This is a genomic window from Azotobacter tropicalis (assembly GCF_059739045.1).
Map to the genome: position 1 here is coordinate 2,471,613 of NZ_AP046059.1, position 17,350 is coordinate 2,488,962.

The window sequence follows — 17,350 nt, forward strand, 5'->3', positions numbered from 1 at the left end:
TTCCGTTTCGCGCCGGCTACCGGATGAAAAACTCCTTCTTGATGCTTTTTTGATCTTTGCCCAGCGGAACGTTGATACCCTGCGGTCAGTGGCCTTCGCGGTCGAAGGATGCGACGACGGGTTTCGAGGCAGCCGCCACGGCGCCTCATCGTCGAGCCTCGGGCGTCCCCCTCGCGTCGACCGGACAGGCCACCGGCATGGCCGGCAATCCCCGGCGAAGCCTTCGCCATGCCGGGAGCCCTCATACGGCTCCCACCCCCCTTTTCGTGCTGCCATGGACGGGACGATGCGGCCCTGCACGCCGCCAAGCCTCGCGCTGGCCCGGCCTGCCACTGGCCGCGGTCAGCCAAGTAATCGCATGCTCAAAAGAGGACTTGCAATGACCCACCTGAAAGATCGCCGCCACTGGTGGTTACCGTCGCCGGCATACTGGCTGCTGGCCGGAACGGCACTTTATGCGCTGGCGACGCTGATGGCGCAGCTGTTCTGGTCCCCGCCGACGCGGCACGGGGTTTCGCCCGTGGAACTGTCGAGCAACCTGGCCGTGTCGCTGGGACTGGCGCTCGCCGTCCTCCAGGCCATCTCCACCCGCAACAACCCTCTGGTCCGCCGCCATTGGCTCATGGCCAGCGCCGGCATGCTGCTGATCTGGACCGGCGAGATCGCCGCCGGCGCGCTCAAGCACCCCGATTACCGGATCATCGTCTGCGTCTGGGCGATCGGCGCCCCCCTGCTGTTCCGCTGCCTGCTGCCCTACCTCGCCGTCGGCCTCATCGAGAAGCTGCTGTGGGCCGGCGTGGCCGCCCAGGTCGCGGCCCATGCGGTCTGGATCGTCAAGGATGGCCTGCTCGACGGCCCGCAGGTCGCCTATCCCGCACTGCAGGCGGTCATCGACGGCGGCGAGCTGCTCGCCCTGCTCGGCTACGGCCTGGCCATGCTCCTCGCGCGCCTGTCGCGCCAGGACGAACACGCCATCTGCCACGACCGCCTGCAGCGCTGGGCGCAGGCGGCGGGCACGCCCGGGGAGCGCGCGGTTCGCCCGCGGATCTGCTTTCCCTACAACGCCCAGGTCCACCAGATCTTCCACTCCCTGCCGATCGCCGTCGCCCTGGCGCAGCGCTACCCGGACCTGGAGGTGCACATCGCCGGCTCGCGGCACAACCTGCGCTTCGCCCGCCGCCTGATCCGCGACCGGGTCGGCCCGGTGCCCCTGCACTTCGATTGTCTGTATCACCCCTGGTCGGCCTGGATTCGCCACCGCGACGGCGCCGTCGGCAGCAAGAAGCGGGTCCTGCGGGCGAACCGCCTGTACTATTCCGGGTTCGACGCCATCGTCACCCCCGAGCGCACCTCGACCTACCTGCGCAAGCTCTGCCCGGCGAGCCTGAAGCTGATCGGCACCGAGCACGGCGCCGGCGATCGTGAAGTCAGCTTCGCACCAGCCTTGGCGCAATTCGACTTCCTGCTGCTGGCCGGGGAAAAACAGGCCAGTCGCCTGCTAGAACTAGGCTACACGGCGCCCGGCCGCTTCGTCGCCGGCATCTACGCCAAGCTCGACTGGATCGTCCAGCGCAACGGCGAGCGGCCCCGGCTGTTCGACAACGACCGGCCGACCGTGCTCTACAACCCGCACTTCGAGGAGGACCTGTCCTCCTGGCCGCTGGTCGGCCGCCAGGTGCTCGACCATTTCGCCCGCAGCACCGCCTACAACCTGATCTTCGCCCCGCACATCCGCATGTTCGATGCGCCGACCCCGGAAAAGTACCAAGCCTTCCGCGACTACCAGCACCACCCGCACATGCTCATCGACCTGGGCAGCGACCGCTGCGTCGACATGACCTACACCCTGGCCGCCGACCTCTACCTGGGCGACGTCAGCAGCCAGGTGGTCGAGTTCCTCACCGAACCCCGGCCCTGCCTGTTCCTCAACCCGCGCCGGGTCGCCTGGCAGGAGGACCTGCACTACCGCTTCTGGCAGCTCGGTCCGGTGCTCGACGACATCGACGGCCTGGAGGCGGCCCTCGACGCCGCGCTGCGCACCCACCCGGACTTCGCGCAGCGCCAGCGCGACTACCTGCGCGACACCCTCGGCCGGGTCGAGCCGGGCCAGAGCGGCGTGCGCGGCGCCGCGGCGATCGTCGCCTATCTGCGCGGCGAGGGCCTGCGCACGCTGACGGCACACCCCGAAGCAGGCCGCCGCGGCACGCGCGCCCGCTACCGGGCCTGAACCTTCCGAGCCGGCGTGTCCGCCGCTCGGACGCGCCGGCTGCGGATGCCGTCGCCCGCCCTGCGCCGCCGCATTGCCCTCGGCTTCTGCATCCTCCCGTTTTGCTTTACCCTCGCGCGCAGATTGCCACCCGTCTCGCTGGCACCCCGCGGGCCGCTGTCCCGCGGCGCCGCGATCCGGCCTGGCAACACCCTATCGGCGCCGGGGCGCCGAAACTGCCCGTCGAATCAACCAGACAGATTGCCGGCATGGCCGGCAACTCCCGGTGCAGTCTCCGCCCTGCCAGCCCCCAGCTCCCGATAGTCGAACGCGCCGACTCGACCGACGAGACGGCAGTCCATTGCAGTTCCGAGGACCCCATGACGAGCATGAAGGATTATCGCGGCTACTGGCCGCTAACGCCGGGACACTGGCTGCTGGCCGGCGCCGCGCTCTATGCGCTGGCGACGCTGATGGCGCAGCTGTTCTGGAGCGCACCGCCGCAGCCCGGCGCCTCCCCCCTGGAAATCTCGAGCACCCTGGTCGCCTCGCTGGGGCTGGCGTTCACCGCTCTCCAGGCGATCAACAAGCGGCGCAACCGGCTGGTACGCGACCAGTGGCTCATGGGCTGCGCCGGCATGCTGCTGATCTGGACCGGCGAAACCGCCGCCGACACGCTCGATCACGCGCCCTTCTGGGCCGTCATCGGCCTCTGGGCGGCCGCCGCCGCCCTGCTGTTCCGCGCCAGCTTGCCCTATCTGGCCGGGGCCTTCATCGAACGGCTGATGTGGGCCGCCGCGGCCGCCCAGGTCGTCGCCCATGTGCTGTGGATCGTCAAGGACGGCCTGCTCGACGGCCCGCAGGTCGCCTATCCCGCACTGCAGGCGGTCATCGACGGAGGCGAGCTGCTCGCCCTGCTCGGCTACGGCCTGGCCCTGCTCCTCGCGCACCTGTCGCGCCAGGATGACCACGCCATCCGCCACGACCGCCTGCAGCGCTGGGCGCAGGCGGCGGGCACGCCCGGGGAACGCGCGCCTCGCCCGCGGATCTGCTTCCCCTACAACGCCCAGGTCCACCAGATCTTCCACTCCCTGCCGATCGCCGTCGCCCTGGCGCAGCGCTACCCGGACCTGGAGGTGCACATCGCCGGCTCGCGGCACAACCTGCGCTTCGCCCGCCGCCTGATCCGCGACCGGGTCGGCCCGGTGCCCCTGCACTTCGACTGCCTGTATTACCCCTGGTCGGCCTGGATTCGCCACCGCGACGGCGCCGTCGGCAGCAAGAAGCGGGTCCTGCAGGCGAACCAGCTGTACTATTCCGGGTTCGACGCCATCGTCACCCCGAGCGCACCTCGCTCTACCTGCGCAAGCTCTGCCCCGCCAGCCTGAAGCTGATCGGCACCAAGCACGGCGCCGGCGACCGTGCCGTGGCCTTCTCTCCGGAACTGGCGAATTTCGACTTCTTGCTGCTGCCCGGCGAAAAGGAGGCGCGCCGCCTGCTCGAACTGGGCTACGCGAAGCCCGGCCGCTTCGTCGCCGGCATCTACGCCAAGCTCGACTGGATCGTCCGGCGCAACGGCGAGCGGCCCCGGCTGTTCGACAACGACCGGCCGACCGTGCTCTACAACCCGCACTTCGAGGAGGACCTGTCCTCCTGGCCGCTGGTCGGCCGCCAGGTGCTCGACCATTTCGCCCGCAGCACCGCCTACAACCTGATCTTCGCCCCGCACATCCGCATGTTCGATGCGCCGACCCCGGAAAAGTACCAAGCCTTCCGCGACTACCAGCACCACCCGCACATGCTCATCGACCTGGGCAGCGACCGCTGCGTCGACATGACCTACACCCTGGCCGCCGACCTCTACCTGGGCGACGTCAGCAGCCAGGTGGTCGAGTTCCTCACCGAACCCCGGCCCTGCCTGTTCCTCAACCCGCGCCGGGTCGCCTGGCAGGAGGACCTGCACTACCGCTTCTGGCAGCTCGGTCCGGTGCTCGACGACATCGACGGCCTGGAGGCGGCCCTCGACGCCGCGCTGCGCACCCACCCGGACTTCGCGCAGCGCCAGCGCGACTACCTGCGCGACACCCTCGGCCGGGTCGAGCCGGGCCAGAGCGGCGTGCGCGGCGCCGACGCGATCGCCGCCTATCTCAAGGAGGCAGGCCGCACCCCGGATCTCCCGACGCAGGCGCCATCTGGAAAAGGCTCGCAGGAAGCGCCGGAAACCGGCGCGGAACCGCAGGCCTGAGCATCCGTCCGGCCCAAGCCGTCCCGAACTGGCTCCCGCGCGCGGCCCGGCCACTGCTCCGGACGGCCCGCGGCGCTGGCGCCGGTTGTCGTGCCAGGGACAGCGTCGCGGATAGGGTACCCGCCGGGAATCGCGCCGAGAAAGCGCCGCTGGAGCGCACCTCTATCCAGCGTCACGGTTACGGCGAAGAATTGTCGGGCATTGGCCTCGTCATGCCCGCGTACCCCGGCACTCCGGGTAGTTCGAGCAGCTCCAGAACTGGGTGCCGGCCTTGCTGCCGCGCTTGATGGTGCGCCGCACCATGGGCGAGCGGCAGAGCGGGCAATGGCGCACCGAGGCTTCCGGGGCCGAGCGGCCGGCCGCTCCGGCGATCCAGTAGTCGAGGGTTTCGCCATCGATCAAGGTCAGCTTGCAGCTGGCGGCGAACTGCCGGGCGTCTTCGGTGAAACTCCCGGAGGTCACCACGAAGCCGCCGGCGGCGCCCTGCGCCGCGACCACCCCGTAGAGTTCGCGGACCACCTTGACGCCGACCTTGAGGGCGCGCCACTGCTTGCACTGCACCAGAAACCGCTTGCGGCCCTTGCGCACGATGAGGTCGACACCGCCGTCCGGACCGGCGTTGCCGGTTTCCTCGACGGCATAGCCCTGGCGGCGGAACACCTCGCCGACCAGGCGTTCGAACTGCTGCCAGTCGATCCCGTCGGAAACGGCTGCCGGGTTGTTCAGCGCCTTGCGAAACAGCCAGCCGCGCTTCATTTGCCGGCCGATCGACAACAGCGCGCCGAGGCCCAGCAGGCCGGGCAGCAGGTACTGGCCAGCCCAGGCGGCGAGCGGCACGAGCGGCTCCAAGGCCTGCTGCGGATCGCGGCGCAGGTCCTGCACGAGCTTTTCCAGCTCCGCCAGGCTGTCGGGCAGGGACAGGCTGTCCAGCGCGGCCTGCGCGCCCTGCCCGGCGAGCGGATGCAAATACCACCAGGCGCCGAAACCGGCGGGCAGGCTCAGCCACCAGGGCAAGAGGGCGCAGAGCCGGATCAGGCCGAAGACGGGCGAGCATTTTTTGCGGGACAACGAGGAGCTCCTGTCGGGCTGTGGTGCGCCGCTGTTCAGGAGCCTTGCCAGGAGAACATGCGGATCGGCGGACGGCATTGCGGCCGTCCATCCTGCTGCCGGTTCCCTGGCAGACGAGGCAAGCGCTGGACTGAAACACGGTCCGCGGAGAGAAGTGGGTCTGGCCGCAAGATTACTGCAATATCACGGCCATTGACCACAAACCCCGGGTTCGCCCAGGCCGGCCACGGCGTTTTGCCCTATTCCACCGACCATTGGCGCAGCAGCCTCAGCTGTATTTCCAGCCGCTCGCAGCGCGCCCGTTCGGCGCGCAGCATCGAGCGCAGATCGCGGCAGGCCTGCTGCAGCTCCAGTTCCGCGTCGCGCAGGTGACCCAGGGCGGCCCAGGCCTCGGCAAGCGCATCCTCCTGGTGGACGATCCGCAGCCCCTGCGCCAGCAGACCCAGCACGGACAGGCCGCCCAGCAGCAGCAGGCCGTCCACCTCGCACAGTTGACCCATGACTTCCATTCCTTCTCCTCTTGATCTGGCAGCACGTCCCGAGTGACCGCGGCAGGATATGTAGCCTCAAAAGACATATCCAGAATGTGGACTTGTACAGGTAAAGTTTTCGTACGGATGGAGAGGCCATGAAACGGGACCAATCGATTGCCCAGGTGCGCTGGGACCTGGCATTGCGCTATCGGCTGATCGAGACGATCGCCTGGTGGGAAGGGCGGCTGACCACGCAGCACCTGATGCAGAGCTTCGGCATCAGCCGGCAGCAGGCGTCCAAGGACATCAACACCTACATCAGCGAGCATGCGCCCAAAAACCTTACATATGACCGGCGCCTCAAGGGCTACGTGCCCAGCCCGAAGTTCCGCCCGCTGTTCATCGACGACAGCGCCAGCGCCTACCTGCACCTGCTGAACCAGAGCCACGAGCGCGCACCGCACATCGAGGGCCTGGCCCTGGCCTATGCGCACACCGAGGTGCTGCGGGTGCCCGATCGCACGGTGCGCGCCGAGGTGCTGCGGCCACTGCTCAAGGCCTGCCGCGAGGGGCTGCGTCTGGAAACCGAGTACGTGTCCCTGGCCAACCCGCTGCCGGAGGTGCGCCTTATCGCGCCCCATACGCTGGTCTACACCGGCATGCGCTGGCACGCGCGCGCCTACTGCGAGAAGAACCGCGCCTACCGGGACTTCGTGCTGAGCCGCCTGCGCGGCGCGCCGGAACTGCTGGATGCCTCGAACCATGGCCGGGACGGGGACGAAGGCTGGAATACCGAAGTGACCATCCGCATCGAACCGGACCCGCGCCTCAGCGCCGAGCAGAAGGCGATCATCGAAACCGACTACGGCATGCGCGACGGGCACCTGGCGGTCGCCAGCCGCGGCGCCCTGGTGCAGTACGTGTTGCAGCGCTTCCAGATCGATACCACCAAGATCGAACCGAAAGCCGCCGCCCAGCAGATCGTGGTGGCCAATCTGGAGGAACTCGCACGCTGGCTGTACCGATAAGGCGTTTCCTTCCGCTTTCTGCCGCGCCTTGTAAGCCATTGACTACACATGAGGTCAGCAAAAAGGGATGGATACACCTTCCGCACAATACTGGCCAAATGCCAAATTGTTGAATCGCCGGGGCTGCTTTGCTGCACCGCAACATGCACGTCGGGCAAGCGGAGATTTTTCGCTCGCTTGTCCCGTCCGGCCGAAGGACTAGTATCACTCTCAGGTCGACGGAACGACGCAGGCTGGCAAGGATGGCAGCCAGGGACATCGCAGGACGGCGATTCACCAGGATGGTGAACCAGGGAAGAGCGAAACAGACCAAGGAGGCGGGGCGACCCGCCTCCTTTGTTTTGCGCCTGCAAAACGCCTCCGTCCGCCAGGCATGGCGGCTGGAGCGCGCAGCCCCGTTCCGCTCCCGCTGCTTCCCTCCCGGCGCGCCACGATCAGCGGCTTGCGCCAATCTCGCCTAAACTACATCGTCGTTTCGCCAATGCCCGCCTCGGCAGGAGATAGGATCCGCCCAAGGGGCTCCCAGGCACGAAAAACCCTGAAAGCATGGGCGGCGCGCCGGGATGCAGTCGCCCCAAGGACCCGGCTTGAACAGACCGTCTCTCCGCCGCCCGTTCCTTGCCGGCCTGCTCGGTGCGCTGCTGCTCGCGCCCCTCGCCAGCGCCGAGGCCCTGCAGTTCGCCCTGCTCGCCAAGCGGACCGACCAGCACTTCTTCATCCAGGCCGGCGAAGGCTGCGCCGAAGCCGCGGCGGCCGAGGGCGACACCTGCCTGCTGCTGGGCGCGGCGGGGCCGGCGCATTTCCGCCGGCAGAACCACGCCCTGGAGCAGGCCCTCGAGCGCGGCTTCGACGGTATCGCCCTGTCGGTGACCGACTCCCGCTGGCTGGCCGAGCACGCGCTGAAACGCTTGGGGCGGACGCCGCTGATCACCTTCGATTCGGACTTCGCGCCGGCCGAGCGGCATCTGCGCCACGGCTACGTCGGTATCGACAATCCGGCCTTCGGCCGGCAGCTCGGCCAGATCGCCCAGCGCCTGAGGCCGCAGGGCGGCAGACTGTGCGTGCTGACCAGCAGCCCGCAGGACACCAACCTGCGCGAACGCCTCGCGGGCCTGCGTCAGCAGCTGCGCGGCGTCAATGGCGCGGCGGGGGGCGGGCCGCTGGGCGGCGAGAACGGCTGGCACGAGGTCAGGCGCTGCCCGCTGTATGGTGCCGACAATCAGCAGAACGCGCTGCTGCAACTGGACACCCTGCTGCAAACCCTGCCGGTCGACATGATCGTCAGCCTCGGCAGTTGGCCGCTCTACGAGCCGCGGGCATTTCGCCAGCAGATCGGCCCGCTGCTCGCCGCGCTCGACGCCGAAAACCGGCGCCCGGCCATCGTCATGACCGTCAGCGAACCCGGCGAGCAGCTGCTCGCGCTGCTCGAGGACGGACTGGTGCAGGCCTATCTGAGCCTGGACAGCCGCGAGATCGGCCGGCAGAGCTACCGCATGCTCAAGCGCCTGGCGCAAGGCCAGCCGGTCGCCACGCCGGTGCTGCTCGACAGCCGCACCTACCTGCCCGGCAAGGCGTCGGCGACCCCCTGAGGCACCGGCCCGGACCGGCTGCACTCGCCCAGGCTGCGCAGATCGGCCTCCAGATGGCGCGGGATGTAGTCGCGCAGGAACTCCACCCAGGTGCGGATCTTCGCATCCAGGTACTGCCGCGACGGGTACAGCGCATAGACGCCGAGCGGATAGAGCGTGTACTCGGGCAGCACGCGCACCAGGCTGCCGTTCTGCAGGCTCTCCAGCGCCGAGTAGACCGGCAGGGCGCCGATCCCCATGCCGGCCTTGAGCGCCACGGTCATGGCATCGACGGTGTTGACCTGGAAATGGGTCTGGCTGATGGTCACCAGCTCCTCGCCGGCCGGGCCGTCGAGCAGCCACCGGTCCAGGCTCATCACCGGATAGACCAGGCGCAGGCAGCGGTGCGCGGCGAGGTCGCCCGGCGCGCGGGGCAGGCCGCGGCGGGCGAGGTAGGCCGGCGAGGCGCAGAGCACGCTGTAGATCTTGCCGAGCTGCTTGGAGATGAAGCCCGAGTCCGGCAGTTCCGGCGCGGTCACCACCGAGACGTCGTAGCCTTCCTCGAGAATGTCGGTGGTGCGGTTGGCCAGGGTCAGGTCGAAGCTGACCTCCGGATACTGCTCGCAGTACTCGGCGACGGCCTTGATCAGGTAGTGGTGGCCGATGCCGGTCACTGCATGGACCTTCAGGTTGCCGGCGGGGCGCGCATGGGCCTGGCTGGCCTCGGCCTCGGCTTCCTCGATGTAGCCGAGGATCTGCTCGCAGCGCTGCAGGTAGCGCTGCCCGGCCTCGGTGAGGGCGATGCGCCGGGTGGTGCGGTGCAGCAGGCGGGTGCGCAGGTGGCTCTCCAGGGAGGCGACCGCCCGCGAGACGTAGGAGGTGGTCAGGTCGAGGCGGGTCGCGGCGGCGGTGAAGCTGCCGGTCTCCGCCACGCAGACGAAGATGCGCATGTGGGAAAGGATGTCCATGGATCACTGTTCTGCTGGATGACGGAAGCCGGGCGCATCACGGGCTGATGCTGGCAGGAAGTCTGCCAAGTATTATGGCCTTTTAGTACAAAATTCATCATCAAACTGTTGCCTTATTCTGGCTCCTGCAGCCTCTTAGAATTGATCTGTCGCAAGACCTTTTGCCCTCCTCCCGTATATCAGGATCACTACAGTGTCTCGCAATCTGTGGTCGGGCCTTTGCCTGTCCAGTCTGCTCGCTGTGTTCTCGACACTCTCCGGCTGCATCAACAGCAAAGGCATCATCCCCCAAGCGCTGCGTCTGAACGACGCCGAGCTGCTGACCGACAAGACGATCGACAAGGCCGCCAGGGAGGCGGAATGGCCTGACGAGCGTTGGTGGGAAGCCTATGGAGACCCGCAACTGAACGCCTGGGTCGAGATGGCCCTGGCCGACAGCCCCGACCTGGCCGTGGCCACCGCACGCGTGCGCCAGGCGCGGGCGATGGCCGGGGTCGCCGAGTCGGAGCATGCGCCGCAAGTGAAGTTCGACGCCTCGGTGCAGCGCAAGCACTGGCCGGCCGACCGCTATTTCTACGGTCCCGGCCTGCTCGGCGACACCACCGGCTGGAACAACACCTCGTCGCTGGGCATGAACTACGACCTCGACCTGTGGGGCCGCCTGCGCAGCGACACCGAACGGGCCCTGAGCCTGGCCGAGGTGGCCGCGACCGAGGAGCGCGCCGCAGCGCTGGAGCTGCAGAACAGCGTGGTGAGCGCCTACATTCAGCTGGCCCTGCACCATGCCCGGCTGGACATCGCCGAGGCCGAACTCAAGCAGAACGAAAAACTCCTGACCCTGGCCCGCAAGCGCCTGGCGATCGGCATCGGCACCCAGCTGGAGGTCAGCGAGGCCGAGTCGCCGCTGCCGGAGGCCCATCGTCAGGTCGACCTGATCCACGAGGCCATCGCCCTGACCCGCAACCAGCTGGCCGCCCTGGCCGGCAAGGGGCCGGGCGAGGGCGAACGGCTCCAGCGCCCGAAGCTGTCGCTGCATGGCGAACCCGCCCTGCCGTCGAACCTGCCGCTGGAGCTGCTCGGCCACCGTCCGGACGTGGTCGCACGGCGCTGGCAGGTGGCCGCCGAGGCGCGCGGCATCGAGGTGGCCAAGGCGGACTTCTATCCCAACGTCAACCTGGTCGCCTTCCTCGGCTCGGGCTCGACGACCGGCGACGTGCTGAACTTCCTGACCAACGGCAGCAAGCTGACCTACGGCATCGGCCCGACCCTGAGCCTGCCGGTGTTCGACGGCGGCCGCCGGCGCGGCAAGCTCGGCGAGGCCACCGCCGCCTACGACATGGCCGTCGAGCAGTACAACCAGACCCTGGTGGAGGCGCTCAAGGGCGTGTCCGACCAGTTGATCCGCCTGCACTCGCTGCACGAGCAGGAGGTCTTCGTCGGTCATGGCCTGGAAACCGCCGAGCGCCGCTACCAGTTGGCCGAGGAAGCCTACCGCCGCGGTCTGACCGACTACCGCTCGGTGCTCGAGGCGCAGACCCAGCTGTTCGACCAGCAATTCCTCGAACAGCAGGTGCACGCCGAGCACCTGACCGCACAGGCCGGTCTCTGGGTGGAGCTCGGCGGTGGCATACTGGCACAGAACGGCGGCCCCGCCCCCGAGCAACTGGACGCTCGCGAGATTTCCCTGCACATTCCCGGCCGCCACTGAGGAATCCCCATGAAAACCGTGGCTGACGCGCCGGTCGGCGCCTTCCGTCGCGCCCTGGGCGACTGGGCGCTGAGCGAGGGGCTGACCTGGGTGTTCGTGTTCAAGGCCCTGCTCACCGCCTTCGTCGCCCTCTGGCTGGCCTATCGCCTGGAACTGCCGCAACCGAGCACCGTGCTGGCCACGGTGTTCATCGTCATGCAGCGGCAGAGCGGCGAAGTCCTGGCCAAGAGCTTCTACCGCATCATCGGCACCCTGCTGGGGCTGGCGGTGATGGTCACCCTGATCGCCCTGTTCAACCAGGAGCGCGTGCTGTTTTTGCTCTGCCTGGCGATCTGGGTCGGCCTGTGCACCGCCGGCGCGGCACGCTACCGGGACTTTCGCGGCTATGCCTGCGTGCTCGCCGGCTACACCGCGGTGATGATCGGCCTGCCGGCCACCTTCGACCCGGACGGCGCCTTCATGCAGGCCCTCTGGCGGGTGCTGGAAATCACCGTGGGGATTCTCTGCACCGGCCTGGTGATGGGCCTGATCCTCCCGCAGACCAGCGGCGCCACCCTGCGCAGCACCCTCGCCACGCGCTTTCGCGACTTCGCCGGGTTCGCCTGCGAAGGCCTCGCCGGCGGGCTGGAGCCGCAACGCATGGAACAGCTCAGCGCGCGCTTCGCCGCCCAGGCCGTGGCCCTGGAGAACCTGCGCAACGCCAGCGCCTTCGAAGACCCCAACATCCGTCTGCGCAGCGGTCGCCTGGCGCGCCTGAACAACGAGTTCATGGTCCTCTCGACCCGCTTCCATGCCCTCTACCAGCTGCTGCAGCGCCTGCAGGGCGAGCGCGGCGCCCGCGTCCTCGCGGCCCTGCAGCCATGCCTGGCGCAGGTCGGCTCGGAGCTCGCGCCGCTCGCCGAACGCCTGTACAACGAGCAGGACGCGGCGAACCTGGCCCGCGGCCTGCAAATCAGCAAGCAGGCGCTGATGCAGCGCATCCGCGACGGCCGCCAGCAACTGCTCGAGCAGCAGGCCGACGAGGCGCAGCTGACCGACTTCAACACCGCCGCCGAACTGCTGTTCCGCTTCGCCGACGACCTGCACGGCTACGCCCAGACCCACGCCTCGCTGGCCGACCAGCATCACGCCCGGGAGAACTGGAAGGGCAGCTTCACCCCGCGCGCCAACGGCATGGCCGCGGCGGTGGCGGGCATCCGCTGCGCCCTGCTGATCCTCGCGCTCAGCGCCTTCTGGCTGGCCAGCTCCTGGCCCAGCGGCAGCACCTTCGTGCTCACCGCCGGGCTGGTCTCGGCGCTCAGCTCGACCTCGGCCAACCCCGCGCGCCTGAGCCGCCAGCTGCTGGTCGGCGCAAGCGGCAGCGCGGTGGTCGGCTTCGTCCTGCAGTTCTGGGTCTTCCCCTGGCTGGACGGCTTCGCCCTGCTCTATGCCTCGCTGGTGCCGGTGATCGCCTTCGGCGCCTTCCTGCTCGCCCGCCCGCAGACCCTCGGCTACGGCGTCGGCCTGCTGATCTGGTTCTGCATGCTCGCCCTGCCGGCCAACCAGACCCACTACCTGCCCTACCGCTTCTTCAACGAGTACCTGGCGGTCATCGCCTCCATGGGCATGGTGGTGGCTTCCATGCTGATCCTGCCGCCCGACCGTCCCTGGCTGTGGCGGCGCCTGGAGCGGGACCTGCGGATGCGCGTGGTGTTCGCCGTCAGCGGCAAGCTCAAGGGCCTGGTCGACGGTTTCGAGAGCGGCACCCGCGACCTGCTCAACCAGGCCTACGGCCTGGCGGCGCGCCGCCCGGACGTGCAGCGCCAGCTGCTGCGCTGGATGTTCGCAGTGCTGGAGATCGGCCATGCGGTGATCGAGCTGCGCCAGGAGCAGGCCGGCCTGCCGGACGAGCCCTGCTATGCAGCAGACATGCCCTGGCAGCAGGGCGTGCGGGCCATGGGCCGCGCCCTGGTGCGCCTGTTCATCCAGCCCGACGAGGCCAACCGCCAGCGCGCCCTGGCCGCGGTCGAGCAGGCCATCCAGGCGGTGCGCGAAACCCCCGAGCCGCGCCCGCCGCAATTCGACTCCTCGCCGCTGCGCCGGGTCCTCAGCTACCTGCACTTCATCCGCAGCTCGCTGCTCGACCCCCGCTCGCCGCTGGCCGAGGGCTCCGCCAACGCTGCCGGGAGACTCGCCAATGCCCCGTGAAATCGCCCTGTTCGGCGTCTACATGCCGAGCCTGACCCTGCTGTTCCTGGCCACCCTGGCCGGCGGCTGGGCCCTGGACCGGCTGGCCGCCTGGTTCGGCCTGTACCGCCACGCCTGGCACCCCACGCTGCTGCGCATGAGCCTGTTCACCTGCCTGTACGGGCTGATCACCCTGTACATCTACCGCTGAATCGCCCCCCACATAGGCCCGGATATGTCCTGGAAAAGAGTCATCAGTGTCGTCTTCACCCTGCTGGTGTTCGCCGCCGCCGCCTACATCGTGCGTACGTTGTGGGTGCATTACATGGATTCGCCCTGGACCCGCGACGGCCGGGTACGCGCCGACGTGGTCAACATCGCCCCCGACGTCGCCGGCCTGGTGGTCAAGGTGGCGGTGAAGGACAACCAGCAGGTCAGGAAGGGCGACCTGCTGCTGCGCATCGACGACGAACACTACCGCCTGGCGCTGAAGCAGGCCGAGGCCCTGGTAGCCGCGCGCAAGGCCCAGTTGCAGATGAACCAGGAGAACGCCGAGCGGCGGACCGACCTGGACTCGATGGTGGTCTCGAGGGAAAGCCGCACCAACGCCACCCACCTGGCCAACGCCTCCCAGGCCGACTACCAGGAGGCGCTGGCGCAGCTCGAGGTGGCCAAGCTCAACCTGAGCCGCACCGAGGTGCGCGCCCCGGTGGACGGCTACGTCACCAACCTCAACGTCTTCGAGGGCGACTTCGCCAACCGCGGCGAGGCGGCCATGGCCCTGGTCGACAGCCACTCCTTCTACGTCTACGGCTACTTCGAGGAAACCCGCCTGCCGCTGATCCGCGTCGGCGACAAGGCCGACCTGCGCCTGATGAGCGGCGAGCGCCTGACCGGCCGGGTCGACAGCATCGCCCGCGGCATCTACGATCGCGACAACCCGGAAAGCCGCGATCTGGTCGCCGACGTCAACCCGACCTTCAACTGGGTGCGCCTGGCGCGGCGGATTCCGGTGCGCATCCAGCTCGACGAGGTGCCGGAGGGCGTGACCCTGGCGGCCGGCCTGACCTGCACGGTGATCGTCACGCCGCCCGCTGACCGGCCGCGTCCGCTGCCGGATCGCTGGTAGACGCCGGAAGCGGCCGGGGCATCGGGTCCCGGCCGCGAGCCGACCGGCCACCCGGTCGAGCAGAGAACCGCTCCGGGAACTTCGAACTTCCGCATAACTTGCAGAGCGCCTCCCAAGTTCGCCCGGCGCCGGCAGTCGAAACAACAGCTTTCTTTTTCCGCCTGTTCTTCTTCTCTTGCCGGGCAACTTCTCCGGCAAACTTTCCTGCACCTCTTTTCTCTCTGGCGTGTATATCCGACGCAACTTCGCGGCAACTTCTCGGACTTGCCGCCTCGCCAGGAAGAGCCACCTGCATTGTGACGTGCAATGCACAGAGCTCTCTCTATGCCGACACCTTGTCGAGCCGACGGTCCCTGCGTACCGCGCCTGCCGCGGGCATTGTTGCTTATCTACGCAACAGTCCTTGTGGTTATTGCCTATGTAACGGCTTTTTCACAAATTTTAAAATGAACTCACCTTCCGGAAAGAAGTTGCCGAACCGGAAGCAACCGATTGCCCAACCGCTATATCCACACGTTGGACAAGTACTTGGCCCGGCTCACGCGAGGCCGGGCAAGTTCTCGATAAAGTTTCGCTCTACAGGTAATTTTCGATGAAAGCGTTGGCCTTGCTGGCTTTGGCTGGGATTTCGTGCGCGGTGGCTGCCGAGGAGGAGCCGACGATCCCGCGAATACCCAGGAATCGTTGGAAGTGGAACGCTATACGTATGGAATGAACCTGGACATCGACCGAGTCATCGAGAGTCCCGCCATTCCAGAGGTCTGCGGTGTTGTGCCGGTGCAGATGACCTACGAGGACAGCCGGGGCAAGCGCCACGTCCTCGAATACCTGGTCACGGGCCGCGGCTGCCAGAGCGGTTAAACGGCAGCATTGTTGCCGATCCGCTCAACGCTCCTTGTCGCAATCGGCCCTGTAATCCGCCCGGCGTACTCATTACAGTGCTCGGGCCTTCCGGGAGCGATTGACGACGCAGGAAGGTCCTTTGCCCAGCGGCCGCTTCTCTCCGCCTGTTGAGCACCAGCGCCGGCCGGCTCCTTCGGGAGACCGGCCGGCGCCCCCCGATGCGGCCCCCACAGATAATGCCAATGAAAACTCTGACCTTGTCGCTGGCGCTGGCCGGCTTTTCGTGCTTGGCCGTCGCGGAAGGACAAGCCGTGCCTGCCAGCGGCCCGGACTCGCCCGATGCCAGGCGCTACGATTACTCGATGGACCTGGATATCGCCAAGGTCATCCGCACCGACGAGATTCCCGACGTCTGCGCAGTGGTGCCGATTCAGATGGTCTACGAAGACAGCCACGGCGAGCGGCACACCATCGAATACAGCGTCATGGGTCGCGGCTGCGGCGGTTTCTGACGCCGCCCGGCTTGCCCTTTCCCCGCCTGCGAGCGAACCTCAGCGCAGGGACGGACCGGCGCCCTGCCGGCCCCGCCCGGAAACGCAGCGAGGGAAACGCCATGCCGAAGATCTATCTGGCCGGACCGGACGTATTCCGCCCCGACGCCGTCGAACGCGGCGAGCATCTCAAGCGGCTGTGCGCCTGGCACGGCCTGCAAGGCCTCTACCCCCTGGACAATACCCTGCCCGCAGGCCTTGCACCGGCCGCGGCGGCGCAGTGGATCTTCGCGGCGAATTTGGCCCTGCTGCGCAGCGCCGATGCCGTGCTGGCCAATCTCGAACCCTTCCGCGGCGCGGAGCCGGACTCCGGCACGGTGTTCGAGGCGGGCCTGGCCGTGGCTCTCGGCAAGCCGGTGTGGGCCTGCTTCGCGCCGGCCGGCGACCTGCGCGCCCAGGTGCCCCACGGGGCAGACGGACGCGATGCGCAGGGCTGGTTGGTGGAAGACTTCGGCCTGCCGCGCAACCTGATGCTCGCCTGCAGCTGGGCGGGGCACAGCGCGACAGCGGAAACGGCGATCGCCGATCTGGCCCGGCATCTCGGCGCCTGAGGCGGGAGGCCGGGGCGGTCGCCGGAAGGCCAACCGCCAGGGGAGCGGCCCGGCCGCGATGAGTGCGCTCGAGGCCGCTCCTCCGACGTCCGCTCAGCCCTTGGGACGGCCGGTGGCCGCGCGACCGGCCTCGCGGCTCAGGCGGATCACGTTGTCGGCCAGCACCACGCCCTGGCCGGCCGCTTTCAGGCTGCGCCCGTACAGGCAGTCGACGCCCTTCGCCGCGGCCGTCAGGACGTCCACCAGCGGCTCGGCGTCGGCCGGGGCGTTCCGTGCCACTTCCTCGACCATGCCACGCAGCTGCCGGGCGCCGGTATCCATCTGCTGGCGGGCCAGATCGAGAAGGACCTTCTGGCCCTCTGCCGCCAGCGCCTGGACCTGCTGCCCGTACTCCAGCAGCCGCTCCGCCTGGGTCGCCGGCGACAGCTCGGCGGCCTGCGCCGGCCCGCGCACCGAGAGCAGCCGCCGCCAGCCGGCGAAGAAGCTGTCGCTGGCCATGTGCAGCGCCTGGAACTGCAGCCGGACGAGCCGCTCGCTGCTGTCGATCATTCCCTCGCCAAGGCGCTGCGCGGCCTCTAGCCCGGACGGCGGGCCGCTCAGGAATGCGTTCGGATCAAAGATGGACATGTCTGGATCTCCCAAAGGCAACGACCGGATCGGCCAGGCGCGCCGGATCGCGGCGGACCGTCTGCCGCATTATTACTTTGCTGCATGCCTTGCTGCATGGAATTTTTGCATCGCAAAAAAAGTTTGCTCGCCGCTGTACCCTCCGCTATAAGAAACGGGCCATTGTCCCCGAGCCTCCACGCCCCACGAATCCACATCCGCTGGCTTCCCTGGAGGAGC

15 protein-coding genes and 1 pseudogene are annotated in these 17,350 nt (G+C 68.3%); 12 read left to right on the plus strand and 4 right to left on the minus strand.

Annotation, left to right across the window (positions count from 1 at the left end; translation table 11 throughout):
• The first annotated feature begins 379 nt into the window (after nucleotides 1–379).
• From Atro_RS11745 to Atro_RS11755, 3 genes are all read left to right on the plus strand, one after another.
• Complete coding sequence (locus Atro_RS11745; RefSeq protein WP_497922473.1) at nucleotides 380–2,227, plus strand: CDP-glycerol glycerophosphotransferase family protein; 1,848 nt, start codon at nucleotides 380–382, stop codon at nucleotides 2,225–2,227.
• Nucleotides 2,228–2,586: 359 nt separating this feature from the next.
• Nucleotides 2,587–3,594, plus strand: coding sequence for a hypothetical protein (locus Atro_RS11750; protein WP_497922475.1), 1,008 nt, complete (start codon nucleotides 2,587–2,589; stop codon nucleotides 3,592–3,594).
• Nucleotides 3,595–3,632: 38 nt separating this feature from the next.
• Complete coding sequence (locus Atro_RS11755; protein WP_497922477.1) at nucleotides 3,633–4,451, plus strand: CDP-glycerol glycerophosphotransferase family protein; 819 nt, start codon at nucleotides 3,633–3,635, stop codon at nucleotides 4,449–4,451.
• Between the two features lie 210 nt (nucleotides 4,452–4,661).
• On the opposite strand, the gene Atro_RS11760 is transcribed toward Atro_RS11755, so the two are convergent.
• Together Atro_RS11760 and Atro_RS11765 are read right to left on the minus strand one after the other, a co-directional pair.
• Complete coding sequence (locus tag Atro_RS11760) at nucleotides 4,662–5,519, minus strand: restriction endonuclease (protein ID WP_497922479.1); 858 nt, start codon at nucleotides 5,517–5,519, stop codon at nucleotides 4,662–4,664.
• Between the two features lie 239 nt (nucleotides 5,520–5,758).
• Nucleotides 5,759–6,019 (minus strand): hypothetical protein, encoded by a 261-nt coding sequence (locus Atro_RS11765; protein WP_497922481.1) that lies wholly within the window; start codon nucleotides 6,017–6,019, stop codon nucleotides 5,759–5,761.
• Nucleotides 6,020–6,147: 128 nt separating this feature from the next.
• Here Atro_RS11765 and Atro_RS11770 point away from each other — a divergent pair, with 128 nt between their 5' ends.
• Both Atro_RS11770 and Atro_RS11775 read left to right on the plus strand, forming a co-directional pair.
• Nucleotides 6,148–7,020 (plus strand): BrxR family helix-turn-helix transcriptional regulator, encoded by an 873-nt coding sequence (locus Atro_RS11770; protein ID WP_497922482.1) that lies wholly within the window; start codon nucleotides 6,148–6,150, stop codon nucleotides 7,018–7,020.
• Nucleotides 7,021–7,607: 587 nt separating this feature from the next.
• Nucleotides 7,608–8,609 carry a substrate-binding domain-containing protein gene (locus Atro_RS11775; protein WP_497922484.1) on the plus strand — a complete coding sequence of 334 codons (1,002 nt, stop codon included), beginning with the start codon at nucleotides 7,608–7,610 and terminating at the stop codon, nucleotides 8,607–8,609.
• On the opposite strand, the gene Atro_RS11780 is transcribed toward Atro_RS11775, so the two are convergent.
• A complete protein-coding gene (locus tag Atro_RS11780; protein ID WP_497922486.1) occupies nucleotides 8,576–9,556 on the minus strand; it encodes a LysR family transcriptional regulator in 981 nt (326 codons plus the stop codon). The two genes, Atro_RS11775 and Atro_RS11780, sit on opposite strands and share 34 nt — an antisense overlap.
• A gap of 193 nt (nucleotides 9,557–9,749) precedes the next feature.
• On the opposite strand from Atro_RS11780, the gene Atro_RS11785 reads away from it, so the two are divergent.
• The 7 genes and pseudogenes from Atro_RS11785 to Atro_RS11815 all read left to right on the plus strand — a co-directional run bounded on the left by Atro_RS11785 (nucleotide 9,750) and on the right by Atro_RS11815 (nucleotide 16,504).
• Nucleotides 9,750–11,264, plus strand: a complete 1,515-nt coding sequence (locus Atro_RS11785) for an efflux transporter outer membrane subunit (RefSeq protein ID WP_497922488.1) — start codon at nucleotides 9,750–9,752, stop codon at nucleotides 11,262–11,264.
• Nucleotides 11,265–11,273: 9 nt separating this feature from the next.
• Nucleotides 11,274–13,451, plus strand: a complete 2,178-nt coding sequence (locus Atro_RS11790) for an FUSC family protein (RefSeq protein ID WP_497922489.1) — start codon at nucleotides 11,274–11,276, stop codon at nucleotides 13,449–13,451.
• Nucleotides 13,441–13,641 carry a DUF1656 domain-containing protein gene (locus tag Atro_RS11795; RefSeq protein ID WP_497922491.1) on the plus strand — a complete coding sequence of 67 codons (201 nt, stop codon included), beginning with the start codon at nucleotides 13,441–13,443 and terminating at the stop codon, nucleotides 13,639–13,641. The genes Atro_RS11790 and Atro_RS11795 overlap by 11 nt, the downstream gene beginning before the upstream one ends.
• A 24-nt stretch (nucleotides 13,642–13,665) precedes the next feature.
• A complete protein-coding gene (locus tag Atro_RS11800) occupies nucleotides 13,666–14,559 on the plus strand; it encodes an efflux RND transporter periplasmic adaptor subunit (RefSeq protein WP_497922492.1) in 894 nt (297 codons plus the stop codon).
• 592 nt (nucleotides 14,560–15,151) lie between these two features.
• Nucleotides 15,152–15,420, plus strand: a pseudogene (locus Atro_RS11805) (DUF2790 domain-containing protein).
• 224 nt (nucleotides 15,421–15,644) lie between these two features.
• The gene (locus Atro_RS11810) at nucleotides 15,645–15,914 is read left to right on the plus strand and encodes a DUF2790 domain-containing protein (protein WP_497922494.1); all 270 of its coding nucleotides are present in this window, start codon (nucleotides 15,645–15,647) and stop codon (nucleotides 15,912–15,914) included.
• Nucleotides 15,915–16,015: 101 nt separating this feature from the next.
• A complete protein-coding gene (locus tag Atro_RS11815; RefSeq protein WP_497922496.1) occupies nucleotides 16,016–16,504 on the plus strand; it encodes a nucleoside 2-deoxyribosyltransferase in 489 nt (162 codons plus the stop codon).
• Between the two features lie 93 nt (nucleotides 16,505–16,597).
• Here the strand turns inward: Atro_RS11815 and phaP are convergent, their stop codons facing one another.
• Nucleotides 16,598–17,131, minus strand: coding sequence for a TIGR01841 family phasin (gene phaP, locus Atro_RS11820; RefSeq protein WP_497922498.1), 534 nt, complete (start codon nucleotides 17,129–17,131; stop codon nucleotides 16,598–16,600).
• Nucleotides 17,132–17,350 lie beyond the last annotated feature (219 nt).

What these genes read in the sequence shown, in the direction of transcription:
- Atro_RS11745 (WP_497922473.1), top strand. Translation starts at nt 380, where the DNA reads ATGACCCACCTGAAAGATCGCCGCCACTGGTGGTTACCGTCGCCGGCA.
- Atro_RS11750 (WP_497922475.1), top strand. Translation starts at nt 2,587, where the DNA reads ATGACGAGCATGAAGGATTATCGCGGCTACTGGCCGCTAACGCCGGGA.
- Atro_RS11765 (WP_497922481.1), bottom strand. Translation starts at nt 6,019, where the DNA reads ATGGGTCAACTGTGCGAGGTGGACGGCCTGCTGCTGCTGGGCGGCCTG.
- Atro_RS11770 (WP_497922482.1), top strand. Translation starts at nt 6,148, where the DNA reads ATGAAACGGGACCAATCGATTGCCCAGGTGCGCTGGGACCTGGCATTG.
- Atro_RS11780 (WP_497922486.1), bottom strand. Translation starts at nt 9,556, where the DNA reads ATGGACATCCTTTCCCACATGCGCATCTTCGTCTGCGTGGCGGAGACC.
- Atro_RS11790 (WP_497922489.1), top strand. Translation starts at nt 11,274, where the DNA reads ATGAAAACCGTGGCTGACGCGCCGGTCGGCGCCTTCCGTCGCGCCCTG.
- Atro_RS11795 (WP_497922491.1), top strand. Translation starts at nt 13,441, where the DNA reads ATGCCCCGTGAAATCGCCCTGTTCGGCGTCTACATGCCGAGCCTGACC.
- Atro_RS11800 (WP_497922492.1), top strand. Translation starts at nt 13,666, where the DNA reads ATGTCCTGGAAAAGAGTCATCAGTGTCGTCTTCACCCTGCTGGTGTTC.
- Atro_RS11810 (WP_497922494.1), top strand. Translation starts at nt 15,645, where the DNA reads ATGAAAACTCTGACCTTGTCGCTGGCGCTGGCCGGCTTTTCGTGCTTG.
- Atro_RS11815 (WP_497922496.1), top strand. Translation starts at nt 16,016, where the DNA reads ATGCCGAAGATCTATCTGGCCGGACCGGACGTATTCCGCCCCGACGCC.
- phaP (WP_497922498.1), bottom strand. Translation starts at nt 17,131, where the DNA reads ATGTCCATCTTTGATCCGAACGCATTCCTGAGCGGCCCGCCGTCCGGG.